The 21092-nt window shown below is 39.1% G+C and carries 20 protein-coding genes; 17 read left to right on the top strand and 3 right to left on the bottom strand.

The window, feature by feature from the left end; translation table 11 throughout:
• The first annotated feature begins 1 nt into the window (after nt 1).
• The 6 genes from PGP85_RS14445 to PGP85_RS14420 all read left to right on the top strand — a co-directional run bounded on the left by PGP85_RS14445 (nt 2) and on the right by PGP85_RS14420 (nt 7137).
• Nucleotides 2–811: an RnfABCDGE type electron transport complex subunit B gene (locus PGP85_RS14445; protein WP_270328178.1), complete on the top strand. Its 810-nt coding sequence runs from the start codon at nt 2–4 to the stop codon at nt 809–811.
• A gap of 74 nt (nt 812–885) precedes the next feature.
• Nucleotides 886–1596: a glucosamine-6-phosphate deaminase gene (locus PGP85_RS14440; RefSeq protein ID WP_090401972.1), complete on the top strand. Its 711-nt coding sequence runs from the start codon at nt 886–888 to the stop codon at nt 1594–1596.
• A 187-nt stretch (nt 1597–1783) separates the two neighbouring features.
• Nucleotides 1784–3229 (top strand): glycoside hydrolase family 1 protein, encoded by a 1446-nt coding sequence (locus PGP85_RS14435; RefSeq protein ID WP_178981882.1) that lies wholly within the window; start codon nt 1784–1786, stop codon nt 3227–3229.
• Nucleotides 3230–3325: 96 nt separating this feature from the next.
• A complete protein-coding gene (locus tag PGP85_RS14430; protein WP_010740515.1) occupies nt 3326–4063 on the top strand; it encodes a MurR/RpiR family transcriptional regulator in 738 nt (245 codons plus the stop codon).
• 283 nt (nt 4064–4346) lie between these two features.
• Nucleotides 4347–6206 (top strand): glucose PTS transporter subunit IIA, encoded by a 1860-nt coding sequence (locus PGP85_RS14425; RefSeq protein ID WP_270328175.1) that lies wholly within the window; start codon nt 4347–4349, stop codon nt 6204–6206.
• A gap of 82 nt (nt 6207–6288) precedes the next feature.
• Nucleotides 6289–7137 (top strand): PRD domain-containing protein, encoded by an 849-nt coding sequence (locus PGP85_RS14420; protein WP_270328173.1) that lies wholly within the window; start codon nt 6289–6291, stop codon nt 7135–7137.
• Between the two features lie 54 nt (nt 7138–7191).
• Here the strand turns inward: PGP85_RS14420 and PGP85_RS14415 are convergent, their stop codons facing one another.
• The 3 genes from PGP85_RS14415 to PGP85_RS14405 form a co-directional block, all read right to left on the bottom strand.
• Nucleotides 7192–8400 carry an MFS transporter gene (locus PGP85_RS14415; RefSeq protein WP_408639902.1) on the bottom strand — a complete coding sequence of 403 codons (1209 nt, stop codon included), beginning with the start codon at nt 8398–8400 and terminating at the stop codon, nt 7192–7194.
• A 113-nt stretch (nt 8401–8513) separates the two neighbouring features.
• On the bottom strand, nt 8514–9866 hold the full coding sequence (locus tag PGP85_RS14410; protein WP_270328169.1) for a DUF6056 family protein: 1353 nt from the start codon (nt 9864–9866) through the stop codon (nt 8514–8516).
• A 122-nt stretch (nt 9867–9988) separates the two neighbouring features.
• A complete protein-coding gene (locus tag PGP85_RS14405) occupies nt 9989–10516 on the bottom strand; it encodes a PadR family transcriptional regulator (RefSeq protein WP_090402289.1) in 528 nt (175 codons plus the stop codon).
• Between the two features lie 389 nt (nt 10517–10905).
• On the opposite strand from PGP85_RS14405, the gene PGP85_RS14400 reads away from it, so the two are divergent.
• The 11 genes from PGP85_RS14400 (at nt 10906) to PGP85_RS14350 (ending at nt 21080) form a co-directional block, all read left to right on the top strand.
• On the top strand, nt 10906–11757 hold the full coding sequence (locus tag PGP85_RS14400; RefSeq protein WP_010740509.1) for a PRD domain-containing protein: 852 nt from the start codon (nt 10906–10908) through the stop codon (nt 11755–11757).
• Nucleotides 11754–13613 carry a beta-glucoside-specific PTS transporter subunit IIABC gene (locus PGP85_RS14395; protein WP_270328165.1) on the top strand — a complete coding sequence of 620 codons (1860 nt, stop codon included), beginning with the start codon at nt 11754–11756 and terminating at the stop codon, nt 13611–13613. The genes PGP85_RS14400 and PGP85_RS14395 overlap by 4 nt, the downstream gene beginning before the upstream one ends.
• A 13-nt stretch (nt 13614–13626) precedes the next feature.
• Complete coding sequence (locus tag PGP85_RS14390; protein ID WP_270328163.1) at nt 13627–15051, top strand: family 1 glycosylhydrolase; 1425 nt, start codon at nt 13627–13629, stop codon at nt 15049–15051.
• Between the two features lie 2 nt (nt 15052–15053).
• Entirely contained in the window at nt 15054–15833 is a 780-nt protein-coding gene (locus PGP85_RS14385; protein ID WP_270328161.1) for a histidine phosphatase family protein, read from the top strand.
• Nucleotides 15834–15952: 119 nt separating this feature from the next.
• Nucleotides 15953–16651, top strand: coding sequence for a hypothetical protein (locus PGP85_RS14380; RefSeq protein WP_010740505.1), 699 nt, complete (start codon nt 15953–15955; stop codon nt 16649–16651).
• Nucleotides 16652–17025: 374 nt separating this feature from the next.
• The gene (locus PGP85_RS14375; protein WP_010740504.1) at nt 17026–17262 is read left to right on the top strand and encodes a GlsB/YeaQ/YmgE family stress response membrane protein; all 237 of its coding nucleotides are present in this window, start codon (nt 17026–17028) and stop codon (nt 17260–17262) included.
• A gap of 147 nt (nt 17263–17409) precedes the next feature.
• Nucleotides 17410–18474, top strand: a complete 1065-nt coding sequence (locus PGP85_RS14370) for a M24 family metallopeptidase (protein ID WP_270328159.1) — start codon at nt 17410–17412, stop codon at nt 18472–18474.
• 85 nt (nt 18475–18559) lie between these two features.
• On the top strand, nt 18560–19117 hold the full coding sequence (gene efp / locus PGP85_RS14365; protein ID WP_010740502.1) for an elongation factor P: 558 nt from the start codon (nt 18560–18562) through the stop codon (nt 19115–19117).
• A gap of 167 nt (nt 19118–19284) precedes the next feature.
• Complete coding sequence (locus PGP85_RS14360; protein WP_010740501.1) at nt 19285–19710, top strand: Asp23/Gls24 family envelope stress response protein; 426 nt, start codon at nt 19285–19287, stop codon at nt 19708–19710.
• Nucleotides 19703–20161, top strand: coding sequence for a transcription antitermination factor NusB (nusB, locus tag PGP85_RS14355; protein ID WP_010740500.1), 459 nt, complete (start codon nt 19703–19705; stop codon nt 20159–20161). Before PGP85_RS14360 ends, nusB begins: the two co-directional genes overlap by 8 nt.
• 58 nt (nt 20162–20219) lie before the next feature.
• Nucleotides 20220–21080 carry a bifunctional methylenetetrahydrofolate dehydrogenase/methenyltetrahydrofolate cyclohydrolase gene (locus PGP85_RS14350; RefSeq protein WP_034709533.1) on the top strand — a complete coding sequence of 287 codons (861 nt, stop codon included), beginning with the start codon at nt 20220–20222 and terminating at the stop codon, nt 21078–21080.
• The last annotated feature ends 12 nt before the right edge of the window (nt 21081–21092 follow it).

Genomic DNA, 21092 nt, shown 5'->3' with positions numbered 1-21092 from the left:
AATGACAGAAATCATGATACCCATCGGCATCGTTAGTGCAATGGGATTGATCGCTGGTGTCATTCTTTCACTCGCGACGATCATTTTCCATAAACCTGTTGATGAAAAAGAAGAAGCATTACGAGAAGCATTGCCAGGGATCAACTGCGGAGCTTGCGGCTTTTCCGGTTGCGACGGCTATGCCAAAGCAATGGCTGAGGGAAATGCCGGGGCAACCAATTGTACTCCAGGCGGTGCAACGACCCGTCAAGCCTTGTCGGAGATTTTGGGTGTGGAGGTCGGCGAGGTGGAGAAAGTCGCAGCGTTCGTGCGCTGTAATGGCACCTGTGAATTTACTAATAGCAAAATGGATTATGCAGGAACCACGACGTGTTATGGAGCAAATCAACTATTTGGAGGTCCGCAGGATTGTCGTTTTGGCTGTATGGGTTTCGGCGATTGTGAAGCGGTTTGTGAGTATGATGCGCTGCATATTGTCGACGGCGTTGCTAAAGTCGATCCGGACAAATGTGTCGGCTGCCTGAAATGTATCACGGCCTGTCCAAAAAATTTGATCAAGATGCTGCCAGCAGAAAATACATCAATTGTCGCCTGTTCGAATCAGGACAAAGGCGGAGGCGTGCGGAAAATCTGTGATGTCGGTTGTATTACCTGCAATCGTTGTGTGAAGGCTTGTCCGCAAAAAGCTATCAAGATTGAAAATAATGTGGCGGTTATTGATCCGGATCTGTGTATTGATTGCGGTGATTGCGTAGAGGTTTGTCCGCAGAATTGTATCTTAAAAATGCCGGTAAAAGAAAAAGTTTCTTAGTCTCCTATTTCAAAAAAACAGGAAGCCCTTTCATTTTTTTGTGCTATCATTAAAAGAAAAGGGCAGGTGTAAAAATGAAATTATTGGTAACAGAAAATTATGAAACTTTGAGCCAAATTACGGCAGACATTGTATTAATGAAATGGGCCGAAAATCGACGTGTAAACTTAGCTTTGACAGCAGGTTCTTCACCGAAACGTGCCTATGAGATTTTAGCAGAACGCTTAAACCAAGTATTCTTCGACCAAAGCTTGGCGCATTTTTATAACTTTGATGAGATTACTTTGAAGGATCAAGAATACGGACTGACAATGCAAGCATTAACCGAAGAGTTGTTCAACCCGTTGGGAATTGAAGAAGAAAATATCGAAGTACTGGATGTAGGAAACTATCAAGATTATGATCGCCAAATCGCTGAAGATGGCGGTTTAGATCTTGTGTTGATGGGGATCGGCGGTGACGGTCATTTTTGCGGCAATATGCCGGAGTTCACGTCCTTTGATTACGGCGTTTATCGCGTGCCGATCAAACAAGGAGATGAACTGTACAAGTTGATTGATGAGTCGAGTCCGCATACACCAGGAGAAGAGATGGTAACTTTTGGCGCTCAAACCGTTTTGGCTGCCAAAGAATTAGTCCTGATCGCCAATGGTGAAAAGAAGGCGGAGATTATTAAACAGGCTTTAGAAGGACCAATCACAGAAGATGTACCAGCATCTATTCTGCGCCTGCATCCTAATTTGACAGTGATTTTAGATCAAGAAGCGGCAAGTAAATTAAAATAGTTTTCGAGAGTGCAGTGGATTCACTGCACTCTTTTTTGTTGTCACAACATGTATCAGAGTTGTCACAACATGTATCAGAGTTGTCACAAGAATCATCCTGTGTTTCCTGTGACTGAAAGCGCTAAAGGGATTACATATTGCCCTCTCGCTAGCTATACTTTAGTTAATCAAGAAAGGAGCGAGAAGGATGAAAAAAAATAAACGCGAGTTTCCAAAAAACTTTTTATGGGGTGGCGCGATTGCTGCCAATCAATCGGAGGGTGCTTACGATGTTGGTGAGAAAGGTTTAAATGTTTCTGATATTAATGAGTATGTATCAGATATTCCTCCTGAAGAAAGAATGGAAGGCGAGATAACTTCAGAATTTATTGAAAAGGCTGTCAAACAAATCAATGATGGAAAGATTCAAAGTTTTCCAAAATTGCGCGGGATTGATTTTTATCACACGTATAAAGATGATTTAAAACTATTGAAGGAACTGGGCTTAAATACGTTTCGTACATCAATTAACTGGTCGCGTATTTTTCCTAATGGGATCGAGGAAGAGCCGAATGAAGCAGGGTTAAAATTCTACGATCAGTTATTTGACGAGATTCTCGCAAATGGAATGGAACCAATGATCACGCTCTCTCATTATGAGATGCCAATTTACCTAACGACTCATTATCAAGGCTGGTATTCACGGGAAGTCATCAATCATTTTGTTAAGTATTGTAAAGCGGTGTTGGAGCGTTATAAAGACAAAGTGAAGTATTGGATCGTTGTGAATCAAATCAATCTGATTACGTACGAATCATTTTGTAATATCGGTGTTACTGAAGATGGTGTTGAAAACTTAATGGAAGCTAAATATCAAGGCTTACATAATATGATGGTCGCCAGTGCGAAAGTGAAAGAAGCGGCACAGTCGATAAATCCCGATTTTGAGATTGGAATGATGGTTTTTGCAGACAAAGTCTATCCTGCTTCGACGAAACCGGAAGATGCATTAGGAACGATGCTGCATGCGCAAATGGAATATTTCTTCACGGACGTGTTATTACGAGGAAAGTATCCAAATTATGCTTTCCGATTCTTTGAAGAACAAGGATATGATATTAAGTTTTACGATGGAGATGAAGAAGCGCTTAAAAACACTGCGGATTTCCTTTCTTTTTCTTATTATTACACCAATCTTGTTTCTAAAGAATCCAACGATAATAATCGCTCTATTTTACCTAATCCGAATTTAGAGGCGAGTCCTTGGGGCTGGGCCGTTGATCCCATCGGTCTGCGGATCACCTTGAATGATTATTACGACCGGTACCAATGCCCAATCTATATCACAGAAAATGGGATAGGGGCGTTTGACACATTGGAATCAGATGGCGTTCATGATGACTACCGTCGCTATTACTACGAAGAGCATTTAAGACAAGTTAAAGAGGCCATTTATGATGGCGTAGATGTTCGTGGCTACTATGCTTGGGGTCCAATCGATATTGTCAGCTGTTCTTCCAATGAAATGAGTAAGCGTTACGGATTCATCTATGTCGATATCGATGACTATGGCAATGGCAGTAAGAAACGCCTGAAAAAGGACAGCTTTGCATGGTTCCAAAAAACGATTCAAGAAAATGGCGCTAGACTTTAAAAAGCATCTTGGCTTGTATCAACCGTTCTTTGCAGATTGCATTCATTGGCATCAACCAGTACAATTTAAGGTGAAATTGTACTGGAGGAGATGTTTATGTTTTCGGTAGAACAACTGACAACGTTTAATGATTTAGATTATCTGATCTATCACTTTATTCTTGAAAATTCTAGTAAGATTCCTTACATGACAATCCGAGAATTGTCTAATGAGACGCATGTATCGACAGCTACGATCACCCGTTTTGCCAAGAAGGTTGGATGTAATGGGTTTACAGAGTTCAAATTGCTTTTTAAAAAGGAGCATAAAGAAAATGACACGATGCCGATCAATGATATCTCCATAGCGGAAGCCTTTTTCGCACGTGCCAAGGAAGCAGAATTTCAGAAGAAACTAGATAATGTTGCACAAGTTCTTGCTGATGCAAAAATGATTATCTGCGTTGGTTCAGGAAATTCGGGAGTAATGGCAGTTTATGCTGCTCGCTATTTCTCATCAGTTGGGAAGTTTGCGGTAAATGTCGATAATCCGATGTTTCCGTTAAATCCGCCAGTATCGTCGGGAACTGTTTTTCTCTTTTTCTCTGTATCGGGGGAATTTCTATTAAAAAGCATTCCTTTGATTAAGGCTAATGAGGCAAAAATAGTTTCGATCACGAACAGCCGCAATAATCCGTTAGCGAAAGTTTCTGATTATAACTTGGCCTACTATGTTCAGCAAGAAAATAAGATGATTGATACTTACGAATATTTAATCGATATGACGACTCAGATTCCCAGCATTTATATTATTGAAGCACTGGCGAAAAAGATGCTCAAAGTGATGGGAAAATAAATCTCAACAATCTATCTTTGACCGTTTAACAAAATAGTAAAAAGTTTTAAGAAGCAAAACTCGCTCTATTAAATGTTAATTTAGTAGGATTCGTTACAGGTAAAGCTGGCAAAGCCTGAAGAAGTGTTTTCGGACACTCTCTTTGGGCTATTTTTATACACTTTTATTGAGGGAGATCAGTCTTGAATGTGGAAAAAATCCGCGTAAAAACTAAACAGATCCCTTAGAACAAAATCCAAGAAGCGTAGGAAAGTAACTTTTAGTTTAGGATAAGGAGGAAAAAATGAATAATCGAGAATTGGCCGAAGCCATTTTGAAAGAAGTAGGAGGGGCTCAAAACATTCACTCGTATGCAAATTGTATGACGAGACTGCGCCTTCAATTGAAAGACGAGAGTAAAGCGAATCGAACCGCACTCAACGAATTGGCAGGTGTTCTAGGAACACAGCAGCAAGGTAATCAATTTCAAATTATTTTGGGTGGAAAAGTTCTTAAAGTGGCGAATGAATTTAATGAACTAGTACCGATGAATAATGAAGAAAATGTCGAGGTAGAGGAAAAAAAGAAGGGAGGCATTTCCAATGTTTTGAATACCTTGTCGTCGATTTTAACGCCTGCATTGCCACCGATTATTGCGGGAGGTCTGCTCAAGGGATTGATCTTCATGGTGATCAATTTTGGCTGGGCAAACGGAAATGGAGATACAATCATCTTTTTTAATGGATTATCTGATTGTATGTTTTATTTCTTTCCATTTCTATTAGCGGTGAGTTCGGCCAAAAAGTTTAAGACAAATGAATATATGGCGCTAGCATTAGCCGGTTTATTGATGTATCCATTTGCCATCGCTGATGGACAGCAAATTATTCGAATTTTTGGCTTTGTCCCAATCGCGGTGGTCGATTACAGCGCTTCGGTATTGCCAATCATCTTCTCCGTTTGGTTGCTGAAACACGTGAAGCGTTTCTTTGATGCTAAGATCCCGGAAATGGTTAATATGGTCTTTTCATCGTTGCTCTCATTGGTTATTACGGCTCCGATCGCTATGTGTCTGCTCGCTCCGCTAGGGTATTATACCGGGGAATATGTTGCACTTGGCGTCAAGTGGCTGATTGATTTTTCACCATTGCTATCTGGTCTGATCATTGGAAGTACTCGGGCACTGCTTGTTTTAGGAGGGATGCATCATGCATTGAATCCAATCATGCAACAAGAAATTTCCAGCTTTGGAGGCTCGCAATTGTTGGCGATGGCGCTGATGAGTACAATCGGGCAAGCAACCGCAACATTAGTTATCTATTTTCGAGCGAAAAAAACGGAAGAAAAACAAGTGGCACTTTCAGCGGTAGTTCCCGCTTACTTAGGTATCACTGAACCAGCGATTTATGGTGTATTGATTAAGTATCGCGGTGCACTGATCGCCGGTTGTATAGGAGGTGGAGTAGGTGCTGCGGTAAGTAACGTCATGGGTGGTGTTTGTTATGGTTTCGTTATGCCAGGTTTGCTGTCACTACCTGCATTTATGGGAAAAGGCTTCTTCGGGATCATTGTAGGAATGATTGTCACGATTGTTGTATCGGCGGTCTTGACGTTCATCTTGATGAATCGCTTCAATGAAAAAGAAGAACCAGAAGAACGGACGGAAAAAAACGCGCAGACTACTCCGATTGATTTAAGGATTGGCGATGTCACGATTCAATCACCTGTCATTGGTGAGATCGTTCCATTAGAGTCGATTTCTGATGCGACTTTTTCGAATGAGATTTTAGGTAAAACGATTGCTATTTCATCTACTGATGGAACGATTTATGCACCTTTTGATGCTGAGGTGAAAGCCGTCTTTCCGACAAAGCATGCGATCGGTCTTGAATCACTGGCTACAGGAGCGGAGATACTGATCCATGTGGGATTAGACACGGTCACACTTGATGGAAAAGGGTTTAATTTGAAGGTCAAACAAGGAGACAAAATCGAAAAAGGCCAAACAATCTTGACTTTCGATAAAGCAAAAATCCGCTCTAACCAATTGAATGATGTGGTTCTTGTGGTTTTGACGAATTCAGAGCAGTTTAAATCGGTTGATAAAAATCAACGAACAGAAACGATCGATTTGGAGAATGATCTATTCAGTATTATTAGATAAGTTGAATCTTTTTAAACGGATAGCATTACCGAAAAAAGCAGATGAGGTCGTTATTCGGAGTATTGGCAGTGGGGGAAAGCGGATGATAATTAGACAGAAATTCAATAACAATGTTGTGTTAGTTGATAACGAGTCAGGCCAGCAAATGGTCGTCATGGGAAATGGTATCGGGTTTAAGTCCTATCCTGGAAATAAGGTCAATAAATCTTTAATTGAACGGACTTTTCTGTTAAAGAATCAGGAGGAAAGTGAAATTGATCGGGTGAAAGCATTAGTCAATGAAATACCGCTGGATTATATTATTTTAAGCGACAGTATTTTGAAGAAGGCAAAAGAACAACTTCAAACAGATTTTGGCGTGGGTATGCTGATCTCATTAGCGGATCATATCTTTTCGGCGGTTGACAGAAAAAAGAAAAACATCTCAGTAGTCAGTCCACTGCATTGGAATATCAAGCAGCTTTATCCGACGGAAGTTAGCATCGGAGAGCATGCTGTGAGCCGTATCTATCAAGAATTAGCCATTCGATTAGAAGACACAGAAGCTACCGCTATCGCCATGCATTTTATCAATAATGGAAATAACTTTGATTCTATTCAGCAAGCGATGAATTTTACCAAAATCATTTCCGATATCATTGCGATCATCCAATACCACTTTCAAATTGCACTTGATGAAAATTCAATCGTTTTTTCACGGCTGGTTTCTCATCTGCAGTATTTTTTGATTCGTCAGGTAAAGGGAATCGATATGATGGATATGAGTGAAGAAATGATCCGTCTCATCATCCACCAATATCAAGATTCTTTTCAATGTGCGGAAAAAATCATCACCGCGTTAAAAAAGAATCATACACTGAACGCCTCCTTACAGGAAGAAGTTTATTTAACCATGCATATTGAAAGGATTCGACAAATAAAAAAGGGATAGAAAAAGCCCATCTGATCAGCAATAGGATCAGATGGGCTTTTTTAATCTAGTTTCTTAAACTTCTTCCTCTTCCGCTGTTTCAAAATACTGCGAATGAACAACCACTAATACGATTCCGATAAAGACCATCGCACTAGCAAAGAAAAAGGTATAGTTTCCGCCAAATTTCGCACCAATTAATCCAGCAACAAATGGTGCTAACGATCCGCCAAAGAAACGCACAAAACTATATGTTGATGAAGCGATATTGCGTTTGATCCCAGGAATTTCCATAGCAATAGTTGTCATCAAAGTGTTGATGATTCCTTGGAAGAATCCAGCAACAATTAAAGCAGCTGCAACAAGTGTCGGCTGATCCGCATTAATTCCCATCAGTAATAAGCAGATCACGAAACCGATAAAACCAATCATCAAGGTATAAAAGGTCCCGATTTTTCTTTCAAAGCGTGTTGCTAAGAAAATTGATGAGATCGCCAGTAAGATTCCCCAACCAAAGAAGGTCATCCCAATTTCCATTTCTGAAAAGTTTGGCAATAGGAATGGGGCATAAGCCAGCAGGGTAAAGAAACCAAAGTTATAAAGCAATGCAATTAAGCCAATAGAGCGCAGTTTATGATTTCTCAGCGCTTTGACTCCTGCGAAAAAGGCCACTTTTTCTTTTTCACCCTTTGGTTCTTTGAACATAATTAAGATTGATAAGAAGGAGATCAGCATCAGAACGGAGACACCAGCAAATGGCAAGCGCCAAGAAATCGAGCCAAGAGACCCACCCACTAAGGGGCCAATCGACATCCCTAACCCCATCGCTGCTTCATAAAGCATGATGGATTTTTCAGTTTGACCGATCAAAACACTGACGATCGCTGATAAAGCTGTGGAAATAAATAAAGCATTCCCCAGGCCCCAACCAGCACGAAAATAAATCAACGCGTCAATCGTATTGGATAATCCAGCAAAAAGTGCAAATAAAATAATAATAAATAGTCCAACCATCAGAGTTTTCTTCATGCCAATTCGGCTAGAGACAAAACCAGTAAACAACATGACGATTCCCGTCACCATCATATAACTTGTAAATAATAGTGTTGTTTGAGCAGGGGTTGCTTGTAAAGATCTGGCGATCGAATTCAAAATTGGATCCACCAATCCGATCCCCATAAAGGCGATCATGCAGGCAAAAGCAACGACATACGCGGCCTTACCATTTTCCTTTTCTGTAACGATGTTCTCATTTAAATTTTCCATTAAGTCACCACTTTCCATTCAATAGTTTAATCATGAATTGAATTTATGTCAATATTTACATAAATAAATTTACATATATTTTTGCAAAAAAAAGCACATCTAACGTTAACGAAAGATGTGCGCCAATTTTATTAAAGTGTCCCAAATGCAGTAAAAAGTGAATATAAAGCAAGAACCGTGGTCACTAAGACCATCCCTAACTTACTCACGTTGAAAACTTTACTATGAGTATAAATATATAGAAAAGAGATCATAAACAATCCATAAGTGAAAAGATAGGTACGAGTCGCTGATGCCCAAATAGTTGGGGAAAATCCCATAATCAATCTGGAGGCTATTGCTGCACAGATAAAGAGTATTGGCAGGTAAGCTGCTACTTGATAATCCAACAAATAGATAATTGACAGTAAAATGGTGAAAAGAATAATGGACAAAATAATATCAGGAATCCAAGTTTTAGGATCATAAATGCTAAATGTCGTTCCATATTGATTAAACATATTTAGTATTTGTACGACCCTACCATTATTGATGAAACTATTTAGACTAAAGAAAAGTGAGATTATGAATGGAAATAAGCCAACGACCCCGACAAGCGAGAACTTTTTACTATAAATAAATCGAGTAATAGTGAAAACAAACAATAGCAGTGTAAAAAGCAAAATAGTGATTTGATTATCAAAAAATAAATGACGCAGGGTAGAAGAGTATCCTAACTCAATCCTTTTAAAATAAGAAAGTTGTTCAAAATCCGGAAACCAGTTTTTTAGTTCATGCTCATAACGAATATCATTTCCTTTAGCAGTGAAGACAAAAATCAGACTAAAGATATTAATCCCTAGCGTTGGCAAAAGTGGTTTAAAAGAACGCTTTTGGGTGAATAGATATCCTCCGAAAATCAATAAAAAGCCCAAGATTAATAAAGCCATTTGCTCCTGATTCGAGGCATAAAATGTGGTGAAGGCACTTAAGATATAGAGCCATTGTGGAACATGTTCTTTTCGAATATACTGCACAATTGGGTATATTGAGACTAAGCCTAAGGAATAGACCCATAAGTAGTTTGTTGACGTGGCGACCCAGCCTGTTTCACTAAAAAAGGATATTGGAAAAGTAAAAAATAGTGAAGCGGATAAAACCAGATCAGTCCAACGAATATCTTTATACCGTTTGATCAAAAAAGCAGGTAAGATTGCAGCAATCAGCATCATGACAGCGTTCAATAGTTTCCAGACAATCGGCACAGTGACGCCAATCAAAGTAAAGATTTCAATGACGATTCTGGAACTCCATGTGTTGTAACGATACATCAGAAAGGAAAGAAAATTACCGTCAAATTTATTTTTTAGAGGATTGAGGAACAAAGCTCCATCATCCTTAAAACCCGTCAAGTGGATATTCAAATTAAAAATTAAACACACTAAGAATACTAAACCAACGACCATAAGTATTCCTCGTCTGTTTTTACTTTGATTAAAGTTCATATTTAGCCAACCTTTTTAAAATATTATTTATTTATCAATTCTATTATAATGAAAATAAAAGTGCTGTAAAACCAATTTTAAAACAGAAAAAGCAGATCATAAAAAATCTGCTTTAGTATATATTATTCTGCGAAGTATTCTTCGATTTTTGCTTCTGACCAATCACACCAAGAAAGTTCTTCTTTGCATAGCCGAATTTTCCGCTCTAGAATTAATTCACGACCAAAATTTTTGCGATGTTCTTCTTTATTCAGGTCGCTTAAACTATTGAGGACTTTTGAGTACTCGTTTAGTTGTTCCTGATAGTACTGTTTTCGTTCCATAATCAAAAATTTCGATGTATCTCGATCTAAGGCGGAAATCGTAAAAACTTTCGCCAAAAATTCGTCCTTTTGCGAGGGAGCATGACTTTTCGTGAAGACCCACTCTTTTACCAAATCTTTTCCCGCGGGAGTAATGTCATAGATTTTCCGCTTGCCATCTGGAATATCAACAATTTCGATCAATTCTTGTTTTCGTAATTCTTTTAAGGTTGGATAGATTTGACTGTGATGGGCCTCCCAAAAAAGATTCAAGAAACGTTTCAAATCATAACCTGTTAATGGCGATCGAACAAGCATCGCTAAAACAACATAACTGATAGTATTCATCATCGGATCCTTTCTTTTAAGGATGACTTTCATAAAGTGACCTTGGATTACAATTTTCTTCGTATCCATTGTATCATTGTTTGATACTTTTGCTAGTTGTGTCGAATAGGAAAGACAGTCGCCACTTTAAATAACAGTGTATTTTAATTTTTTTAAAGTCTTATAAAAAAGGAGAAAATGACAATATTTTAAGAAAGCGTTGACATTCATATGGTCATCACTTAGAATGGGACTATAAAATAAATAAGAGAAAAGACCGATCACTGCGCTGGAGCGGTGATTGTGAGTATGTTACTGAAAATAATCAGGCAGAACTCAAGAAAGTATAGTAGGAGACCAAGGTCCCTTTGTATACTTTCTTGGGTTTTTTTTCTGGAAAGGAGGAAAAAATGAAGATCAGCCAAATCTTAAATAATAACGTTGCATTGGTGAAACGGGGAGGAAATGAGGTCTTCGTCGTTTCAAAAGGAATTGGTTTCAAAAAGAAAAAAGGGCAGCAAATCGCGGAAGAGGAAGTCGAAAAAATGTACATTCTCGATTCCTTTGATATGTTGGATCATTTCAGCTATTTATTATCTCATTCAGATCCCAATGACATTCTTTTGATCAGTAATATTATTTCCTATGGAGAGGAAACATTAGGCATCAAAGCAAGTGATTATCTAAGTTTGGCTCTTCTTGACCACTTGGAATTTTTGTTGAAGCGAGTAGAAAAGCAGCAGTTCATCAAAAGCCCTTTAATTTGGGATACAAAACGTTTTTATCCTGATTATTTCAAAGTAGGACTCAAAGCCCTAAAAATGATCGAGGAACAAAAAGGGCTGCAGCTTCCTGAAGATGAGGCCGTATCGCTTTGTTTACATTTCGTCAATATGGAAGAAAGCCGCGACAGCAAGAAGGATCATGTACTGGAGATGCGCACACTGGGGGATTTAGTCTCAATCGTAGAGCATCATTTCAATGTAACTTTGGACGAAGAATCGACGAATTACATGCGCTTCACGACACATTTACAATATTTTGTTCAGCGAATTATTGATGGCGAGATATTCAATGATGGTTCAGAAACCTTGGAACTGTATAAGCAAGTCTGCCAATTATATCCAGATTCATTTAAAGCAGTTCAAAAAATGAAAATCTATGTGCAAACGCAGTTTAACTTAGAAATCTCAGTTAATGAGGAAACCTATCTGATGCTTCATATTAATCGTGTCACAGAAAGAATGGAGGACAAAAAATGAGTTATGAAAAATTAAATAAACAGCTGATTGAATTAGTCGGCGGTAAAGATAATATCAAAGCGGTCGCGCATTGTGTGACTCGCTTACGTTTGACCCTAAAGGATCGTGATTTAGCGAAAACCGAAGAAATTAAGAATTTAGACGGCGTGATTGACGTTGTTTCGAATGAAGTGGCGTATCAAATCATTGTCGGAACACATGTTACGGATGTCTACAATGAATTTATGGCGATGCTTGGTTTGAAACCAGATGGTGAAGAGCTTGAAAAACCACGGGCAAAGGGAATCAAGGGAATTGCTTCATCGATCTTGGTTATGATCTCAGAAACGATGACTTCGATTATTGAAGTCTTGCTGGCAGCAGGAATGATCGCCGGGATCATGGCGATTATTTCATTAACAGACTTGGTTTCGAAAGACAGTTCGACTTATATGATTTTTGATACATTACGTGGTGGAGTGTTCCATTTCTTACCAGTTTTTATTGCGGCATCTGCGGCAAAACGGATGAAACTCAACGAATATGTGGCAATGGCTTTGGCGGTGGGACTACTTTCCACTAATATTGATGGAGCAAAAGGGTTGGAACTGTTTGGTTATAACCTTCCAACGATTGGTTATGCCAATACCTTTATTCCAATTTTGCTAGGTGTTTGGTTCTTGAGTATCGTGACAAAGTATCTGAAAAAAATCATTCCAAGCGGCTTGCAATATTTCTTAGTACCGGCGCTATCGTTGGTGTTAACCTTCCCAGTTATTTTAGTCGTTTTCGGTCCAATTGGAACTTTGATCGGTGACGGTGTGAACGCGTTCTTCAATGTATTGATGAGTACAATCGGAAACTGGATCGTTGTAATGCTTTACGCGGCTTTCCAACCATTCTTGATTGTTCTAGGCGCAGCCAATTTTACTTATCCAATCGTGTTGAACTTCCTAGGAACATTAGGCTATGACCCAATCATCAACCATGCGGCAACGATTTCCGATATTGCGGTTTGTGGCGCTATGTTTGGTTATTTCCTACGTGCAAAGAAAGGACACCAACGTCAAATGTTCGGTACGGTCAGTTTTAGTGCCTTGATGGGTATCACTGAACCGGCAGTATTCGGGGTCTTTGTTAAATATCGTCGTCCGTTCTTAGCCGTTATTATTGGCGGGGGACTTGGCGGATTAATCGCTGGATTGGCCGGCGTTAAAACAATGGGATTTGTTTGGGGATTGGCAGCTTTACCCACTTACTTGGCCGGCGGAACGAGTAATTTTATTTGGATGGTAATCAGTGTCATCGTTGGTTTCGTTGGAGCGGCCGCGGTTGCATATGGTGTCGGTATTCCAAAAGAAGAGTCTGAAGAAGAATTAGAGGAAAAAGAATTAGTCGAAGCATTAGAAAGTAACCAAGGATTGAAACAAGTCTGCATCGGTAAAATTGCGGAAGGAACAGCGATTCCATTGAGTGAAGTCAGCGATAAGGCCTTTGCCTCTGGTGCATTAGGCAAAGGTGTCGGTATCTTACCAGCTCAGGCTGAAGAGGTGATCATTTCACCAGTTGAAGGAACAGTAACAGTTGCTTTTCCAACAAAACATGCTTATGGCATCAAGACTAAAAATGGTGTGGAACTGCTGATTCATATTGGCGTTGATACAGTAAATTTAGAAGGAAAGTATTTTGAAGGCTTTGTAGAACAAGGACAAGAAGTGAAAAAGGGCGATATTCTGGCGAAATATCAAGCGGACAAAGTGGAAGAAGCGGGATTTGATCCAGTGATCATCGTGGTTGTAACGAATTCCAATGATTACCTTGATGTTATTTCAGCTAGTAATGGCCAAGCAGACGAATTGCTGACAGTCATTCTATAGAAGGGAGAAACAAATGACACTTACAAAAGATTTTTTCTGGGGCGGCAGTATCGCCGCCCATCAGTGTGAAGGGGCTTGGCAAGAAGATGGTAAAGGACCAGCGATTATGGATTTTGTCACAAAGGGTTCAAATAAAGAACCTCGCACGATTACTGAGACAATCGATCCTAAGTTAGACTATCCTTCCCATTTAGGAATTGATTTTTACCATCAATATAAAGAGGATATTCGACTCTTCAAAGAAATGGGTTTTACAGCATTGCGCATCTCAATCGATTGGTCGCGAATCTTTCCTAAAGGTGATGAGCAAGAGCCTAATCAAGCAGGAATTGATTTTTATGGAAATGTGATTGATGAGCTGCTAGCAAATGATATTGAACCAATCGTGACGCTGTATCATTTTGAGCTGCCGATCCATTTAGTACGCGAATATGGTTCTTGGAAAAATCGTCGAGTGCTTGATTTTTATCTCCATTATTGTGAGACCGTTCTTAACGCCTATGATGGCAAGGTCAAGTATTGGATGACATTTAATGAGATGAATCATCTTGACCCGCAAACCGAACAATCTGATATTTTTACCTACTTGATTGCTGGTTTAAAATATAGCGAGATGAAGAATCCAGCAGTTGATTTAGCACGTATTGGCTACAATATGACTTTGGCTGGTGTGAAGGCCGTTCGTTTAGCACGTGAGATCAATCCAGAGAATAAAATTGGCTGTGTCTTTGGCCTGAATCCAATCTATTCTTATGATTGCCAGCCTGACAATGTGTTAAAAAGTTTCCTAGATAATGACCGAGATTATTACCAAGTCGATGCCATGTGTAATGGAAAATTTCCCAAATACAAGATGAAACAATATCAAGCATTGAATATCGATCTAGAAAATCAATCCAGTGATGCAGAAGATTTTGCCAAAGGATCGATTGATTTTATTGGCTTAAATTACTATATGTCCAGTATTTCTGAACCGAATACTCCCGTAGAAGGAGAAATCTCCCTTTTTGGCGGCATTCAAAATCCATATTTAGAACAGTCGAAATGGGGCTGGGGAATTGATCCTACAGGCATTCGTTATGTGATGAATTACTTGTATCGAAAATACGAATTACCGATCATCATTACTGAGAACGGCTTAGGAGCAGTCGACCAAATCGAAGACGGGACAGTCCATGACGATTATCGAATCGATTATCTGCAAAAACACATCAAAGCGGTCAAACAAGCAGTGGAAGAAGACTTTGTCGAATGTATCGGATATCTAAGTTGGGGACCAATCGATTTAGTTAGTGCCAGCACAGGTGAGATGAGCAAACGTTATGGCTTCATCTATGTGGATTTGGATAATGAAGGAAAAGGAAGTTTGGAACGATCCAAAAAAGATTCCTTTGATTGGTATCAGAAGATTATCAAAAGTAATGGGGAGGATCTATAGAAATGAAAAAAGTTTTGGGATTGTTGTTTGTAGTATTTTTAGGGATCGGATTGACTGGCGGTATTTCCGCTCAGGCGAAAGAAAAAACTTCTGATAAAAAGAATGAGGTAACCATTTATCTTGTTCGTCACGGAAAAACATTCTTCAATACGACTGGACAAGTTCAAGGTTTTGCGGACTCCCCTTTAACAGACAAAGGAATCGAGCAAGCGAAACAAGTTGGTAATGGACTGAAGAAGATTTCATTTGACTTAGCTTATTCGAGTGATCTAGGTCGTCAACGGAATACGGCCAAATTGATTCTTGCTCAGAATAAAAATAAAACTCCAAAAATCTCTGAACATTATGGATTCAAGGAATGGAACTACGGTGGATTTGAGGGGAAAACGAACGCTGAGATGTGGACACCTATTTTTGAGGCAAATGATCTGAAGTTCGATGAGGATTGGACAGATTACGACAAGCTGGTGAACAAATTAGGCGATGAAGGCGTGGCAGATGCTATTGCTGAAAGCGACTCATTAAAAGTCGCGGAGACTTATAACGACATCACTAAAAGAGGGCAGGCAGCGATGAATAAAGTTGTTTCTGATGCCAAAAAGAAAAATGCTAAAACTGTTTTAATTGTTTCTTCTGGCAGTATGATACCTACTTTATTAGAAATGCTGATTCCTGGCGAATATCAAGGAGAAGCCATAGATAATTGCAGTGTTACGACCCTTAAGTATAAGGACAATAAATATTCAGTCGATAAAATCAATGACACACAATATGTAGACTAAAAACAAGAAACTTTCGATAGCAGCTTATCGAAAGTTTTTTTGTTTTTTAAACCTCAGACTTACGGCGGATGTTTTTTTCTACGATCTTTTATAAACTTAATTCAGAGAGGAAGATCGACATGAAAGTTTTGTTTGTCTTTGAAGATCAAGAGTTTTCTAGTTTTTTTGTTTATGATTTGACTAGTGGCGTAAACAGTTTGCTGCGGGTTTCACCAGAGATAAAAATTCAAAAATTGACACTCGGCGAATTGTACAGCCAAGTCCCAATCGAGAAATTCTTAACCTATTTTTCAATGGCTTTTTCTATAGAAGTAAAAAAATATTTAATCTTAAGAAAAGAAGATAGTTTGCTCGGCGTGAAAGAAGCGGGGCTTGAAGAAGATGGAAAAATGCCGATAACTGTTTATAAAGACTTTGTCGCTTTGAAATCTGGTCAAAAGTTTACAAAGGGCGAACATCGGATGACACTGGCTGAGATCGATGCCTACATCAGTTATCAGATTGATCAAGATGGTCGAATTGATGTGTTTGAGCGTCAAGAAGATATCATTCGTTTGATGAAGCGCAAGACAGTTAGACCGCGCTTGTCATCGATTACTAATAACTATGGGACCGTCAAAGAATATTCTGGAAGCAACCTCAATCTGAAAGATATGTTAAAGATGGGTACAGGGTATTTGGCCAAAGGAAGCGCAAGAATGAATAAAATCAACGTACCAGAAATTGGAAGTTTTTCATTGATAGGTAATTTCCCATACAGGCTAGGGACAGTGGATTGGGAGAAAAACAGCGTAAAACTAAGATCCGATTTGACCTAAAGAAAAGTTATTCACAGGGGATACAAAAAAAGCGGTTTTATCAATTAGTTTAGCCGCTTACAATGATGCAAATGCCGTTATACCAATGCTTTTGGAAGTTTCACAACTGCGAAACTTTCTTTAGAGACTGCTTTTGAGTACTTGACAATAACGATAATCCATTTGTCAATAGAGATGAAATGACTTTGCTGGAGGTTCATCAAAATGAATTATTAAAAATCAGTTTTGTAATTTGGCTTTGTCGACAATTCCATTACGTAGCAACAAAATTATCAACACTTCCACAAGATGTTCCGCGACATATACAGTAGGTATCAGGTTCATTTTTGTGGGTAAAAAAATAAATTCGTTTATACGACTTAGGAGGAATAATTATGATTTGGACATTAATTGTTGGCGCCATCATTGGTGCGATTGGCGGCGGAATTTCTGGACGTGGCAAACAAATGGGTTGTTTATTCAATATTATCGCTGGTTTAGCAGGCTCTTATATTGGTCAGGCAATTTTTGGCTATTGGGGACCACAGCTCGCAGGTATGGCGATAGTACCATCAATTTTAGGCGCGGTAGTTGTAGTAGCGGTTGTTTCGTTTTTTACAGGCCGGCGATGAATCAGATTAAACAGAAGTTGAATGTTCGACTTCTGTTTTTTTTGTGTAATTTCATAACAGAGAAAGATATCGAGTACTTCATATTTTATAGTCATGTTCGTTCTGATTTTTGAAACTCTTTGTTATAATGTAAGATGGGTGATAAGAATGAGAAAACGAATTGAAAAATTGCGTGCATTAATGGAAAAAGAAGTAATTGATGCATACTTAGTAACAAGTCCAGATAATCTTCGTTATTTGACTAATTTTACAGGAACAGCTGGTGTGGCATTCATTACATTAGACAAAGCGTTCTTCATTACTGACTTCCGTTATACAGAACAAGCTAGAGAACAAGTCCAAGGAATGACGATCTTACAGCATCAAGGAGATATCGTGGGTGAGATCATCAAGTTGATGGAAAGTGAGGGCATAAACGTACTCGGTTTTGAAGATGCCTTTATGACTTACGCGGAATATTCTGTTTTTGAAGAAGTAATTGATGCAGAGTTGGCTCCAGCCAGCGGACTTATCGAAAAGCTGCGGGAACAAAAAGATGATGCGGAAATCGCGATTATTGAGAAAGCTTGTGCAATTGCAGATGAAGGATTCGAACATGTCTTAAAGATGGTTCGTCCAGGAATGACTGAAATTGAGGTAGCGAATCAATTGGATTTTTTCATGCGTTCACTTGGTGCGACGGGAACCTCATTTGATACAATCGTTGCCAGTGGTGTACGATCAGCTTTGCCTCATGGTGTTGCTAGTGAGAAAAGGATTGATCAGGGAGATTTGATTACACTTGACTTCGGCTGCATTTATCAAGGATATGTCTCAGATATTACAAGAACTTTTGCAATTGGTGATCCGGGTCAAGAATTAAAGGATATTTATCAGATTGTCTTAAGTGCACAACAAAAAGTGATCGAAGTGGCAAAAGCTGGGGTGACAGGATCCTATTTGGATTCAGTGGCTCGTGATTTTATCACCGAAGCAGGCTATGGTGATGCATTTGGACATTCGACCGGTCATGGTATTGGAATGGAAATCCATGAGGGTCCCAACATTAGCCGTTCCAACGAAGATACTTTAAATGTCGGCAATGTCATTACGGATGAACCCGGCATTTATATAGCCGGACTTGGCGGTGTTCGAATTGAAGATGATCTTGTGATTTTAGCAGATGGCAATCGAATTTTAACTCAGTCGCCAAAAGAGCTCATCATTTTATAGGCGTAATAGAGTAGTGGTAGCGTAAGTAAACAAGAAATGATAAACTAGAACCAAATCTGTAGAGATTGAATTAGGAGGAAGTATCATGATTTCAGTAAATGACTTTAAAACTGGCTTGACCATTGAGGTGGATGGCGGCATTTGGCGCGTTGTCGATTTTCAGCATGTGAAGCCGGGTAAAGGTGCGGCCTTCGTTCGTTCAAAACTTAAAAATCTACGTACTGGTGCGGTTCAAGAAAAGACTTTTCGCGCCGGTGAAAAAGTAGCGAAAGCGCAGATTGATAATAAAAAAATGCAATATCTTTATGATGATGGAGATAATTATGTTTTCATGGATATGCAAAATTATGAACAAATCGAATTGCCGAAGCAGCAGGTTGCTGAAGAGATGTTTTACGTATTAGAAAATACTGAATTGACTGTCATCATGTATGGCAACGAAGTTTTAGGTGTAGATTTGCCTAATACTGTAACTTTAGAAGTTGCCGAAACAGAACCAAATATCAAAGGTGATACGTCGTCTGGCGGCTCGAAACCTGCTGTAATGGAGACTGGTTTGACCGTTAATGTACCATTTTTCGTGAATCAAGGGGACAAGCTGATCGTAAACACACAAGACGGCAGCTACGTTTCTCGAGCATAAGAAGACCAGTCCAACTTGCTTAAAAAAAGTATGGTTCAAAATCAATCAAACTTCTATTATATAATAGAGTTTTTAGTGTTTTGTTGGATGGTCTATGACACGAACATCAGACTTATTTTTTCTGTAAGAAAAAATAGTTACATTTGGAGGAATAAGGAGAGAGTAAAATGGCAGATGAAAAAAATTTAGTTTTAGGCGAGAGCCCTGAACTTGGTGAGATTATCATTGCACCAGAAGTGATTGAAGTAATTATCGGAATCGCGGCTTCAAAAGTCGACGGTGTCTATGGTATGCGCGGTTCTTTAGCAAGCAACGTAACCGAATTACTAGGTAAGTCGGCTCACGGAAAAGGTGTATATCTCAAAAATGATGAAGATGGCTTAAAAGTCGATATTTATTCTTATTTTGATTATGGCACTTCTGTACCAAAAGTAGCAATGGCAATGCAAGAACGAGTAAAACAGCAAGTTTTGTTCATGACAGATGTCGCATTAAGCGAAGTGAACATTCATGTTGTTGGTGTTGTTGCTGAAAAACTGGAACAACCGACCCTAGAAGAATTATTCAATGATGAAGAGGAAAATAATGAGTAAAGAATTATCACGTCATGAGATTCGGGAAAAGGCCTTGCAGGCATTATTTCCATTGGATTTCAATCAAGAATTAACAAAAAAAGACGCCATCAATCATGCACTAAGCATTGATCAACAAGACTTTGTCAGTGAAGATGAAGAAGATTTTGTTCCAGTCTATCTGGATGAATTAGTTGGCGGAGTTGTAGAACACCAAGCGGAGCTGGATGAAATTATCAAAAAACATCTGCGTTCTAACTGGTCGATTCAACGAATTGCAAAAATGGATTTGATTATCTTGCGACTAGGGATTTATGAGATGCTATACAATACTCAAGTACCCAATCGAGTTGTTTTAAATGAAGCAATCGAATTAGCCAAAACTTTCAGTGATGATCAATCAAGAAAGTTTGTCAATGGAATCTTGTCTAATGTAATGAAAGAGATCGATGAAGCTGGGGCAAATAGCTAATTAAGCTATTTTTCCCAGCTTTATTTAAACTATACAGAGAAAGAAGCGGGGAATGAACGTGGCACAACTTATTAATGGTAAAGAATTAGCAGAAAAGCTTCAGCAAGAGACCGCAGCAAAAGTCGAAACATTAGCGGCGAAAGGAATCCATCCAGGATTAGTCGTGTTATTAGTAGGTGAGAACCCCGCTAGTCAAATATATGTTAGAAATAAGGAACGGGCTGCCAAAAAAATCGGGATACATTCGGAAATAAAACGATACGCTACTACGATCACCGAAGACGAATTGATCAAAGAAATTGAGTATTTTAACAAATCGGATGAGTTTCACGGGATATTAGTGCAATTACCGTTACCAGAACATATTGATGAAGAAAAGGTGCTGCTTGCAATCAATCCTTTAAAAGATGTTGACGGTTTCCATCCAATGAATATGGGACGTTTATTTGCGGGTATGCCTCACACAATCCCTTGTACACCGTATGGCATTATGAAAATGTTTGAAGAATACGAAATCCCTTTAGCTGGAAAACAGGCGGTTGTAATTGGTCGTAGTAACATCGTTGGTAAGCCAATGGCGATTTTACTTTTAGGGGCGGATGCCACAGTAACATTGACACATTCGAAAACTGAAGATTTGGCTAAAGTTGCTAGTAAAGCGGATATTTTGGTTGTCGCCATCGGCAAAGGCCATTTTGTTACGAAGGAATTTATCAAACCTGGAGCAGTGGTAATTGATGTCGGTATGAATCGTAACGAGGACGGCAAACTGATTGGCGACGTGAAGTTCGATGAAGTCGAGCCAATTGCCAGCCATATTACACCTGTTCCGGGCGGAGTTGGTCCTATGACTATTACAATGTTGATGCAGCAAACAGTTGAATGCTGCGAACGCCAAGTATTGAATCACGAAGAATAAAGAGGTGTTTAC

The organism is Enterococcus malodoratus (assembly GCF_027659535.1).
GTDB lineage: Bacteria > Bacillota > Bacilli > Lactobacillales > Enterococcaceae > Enterococcus_A > Enterococcus_A malodoratus.
This window is presented reverse-complemented; position numbering and strand designations above follow the sequence as displayed.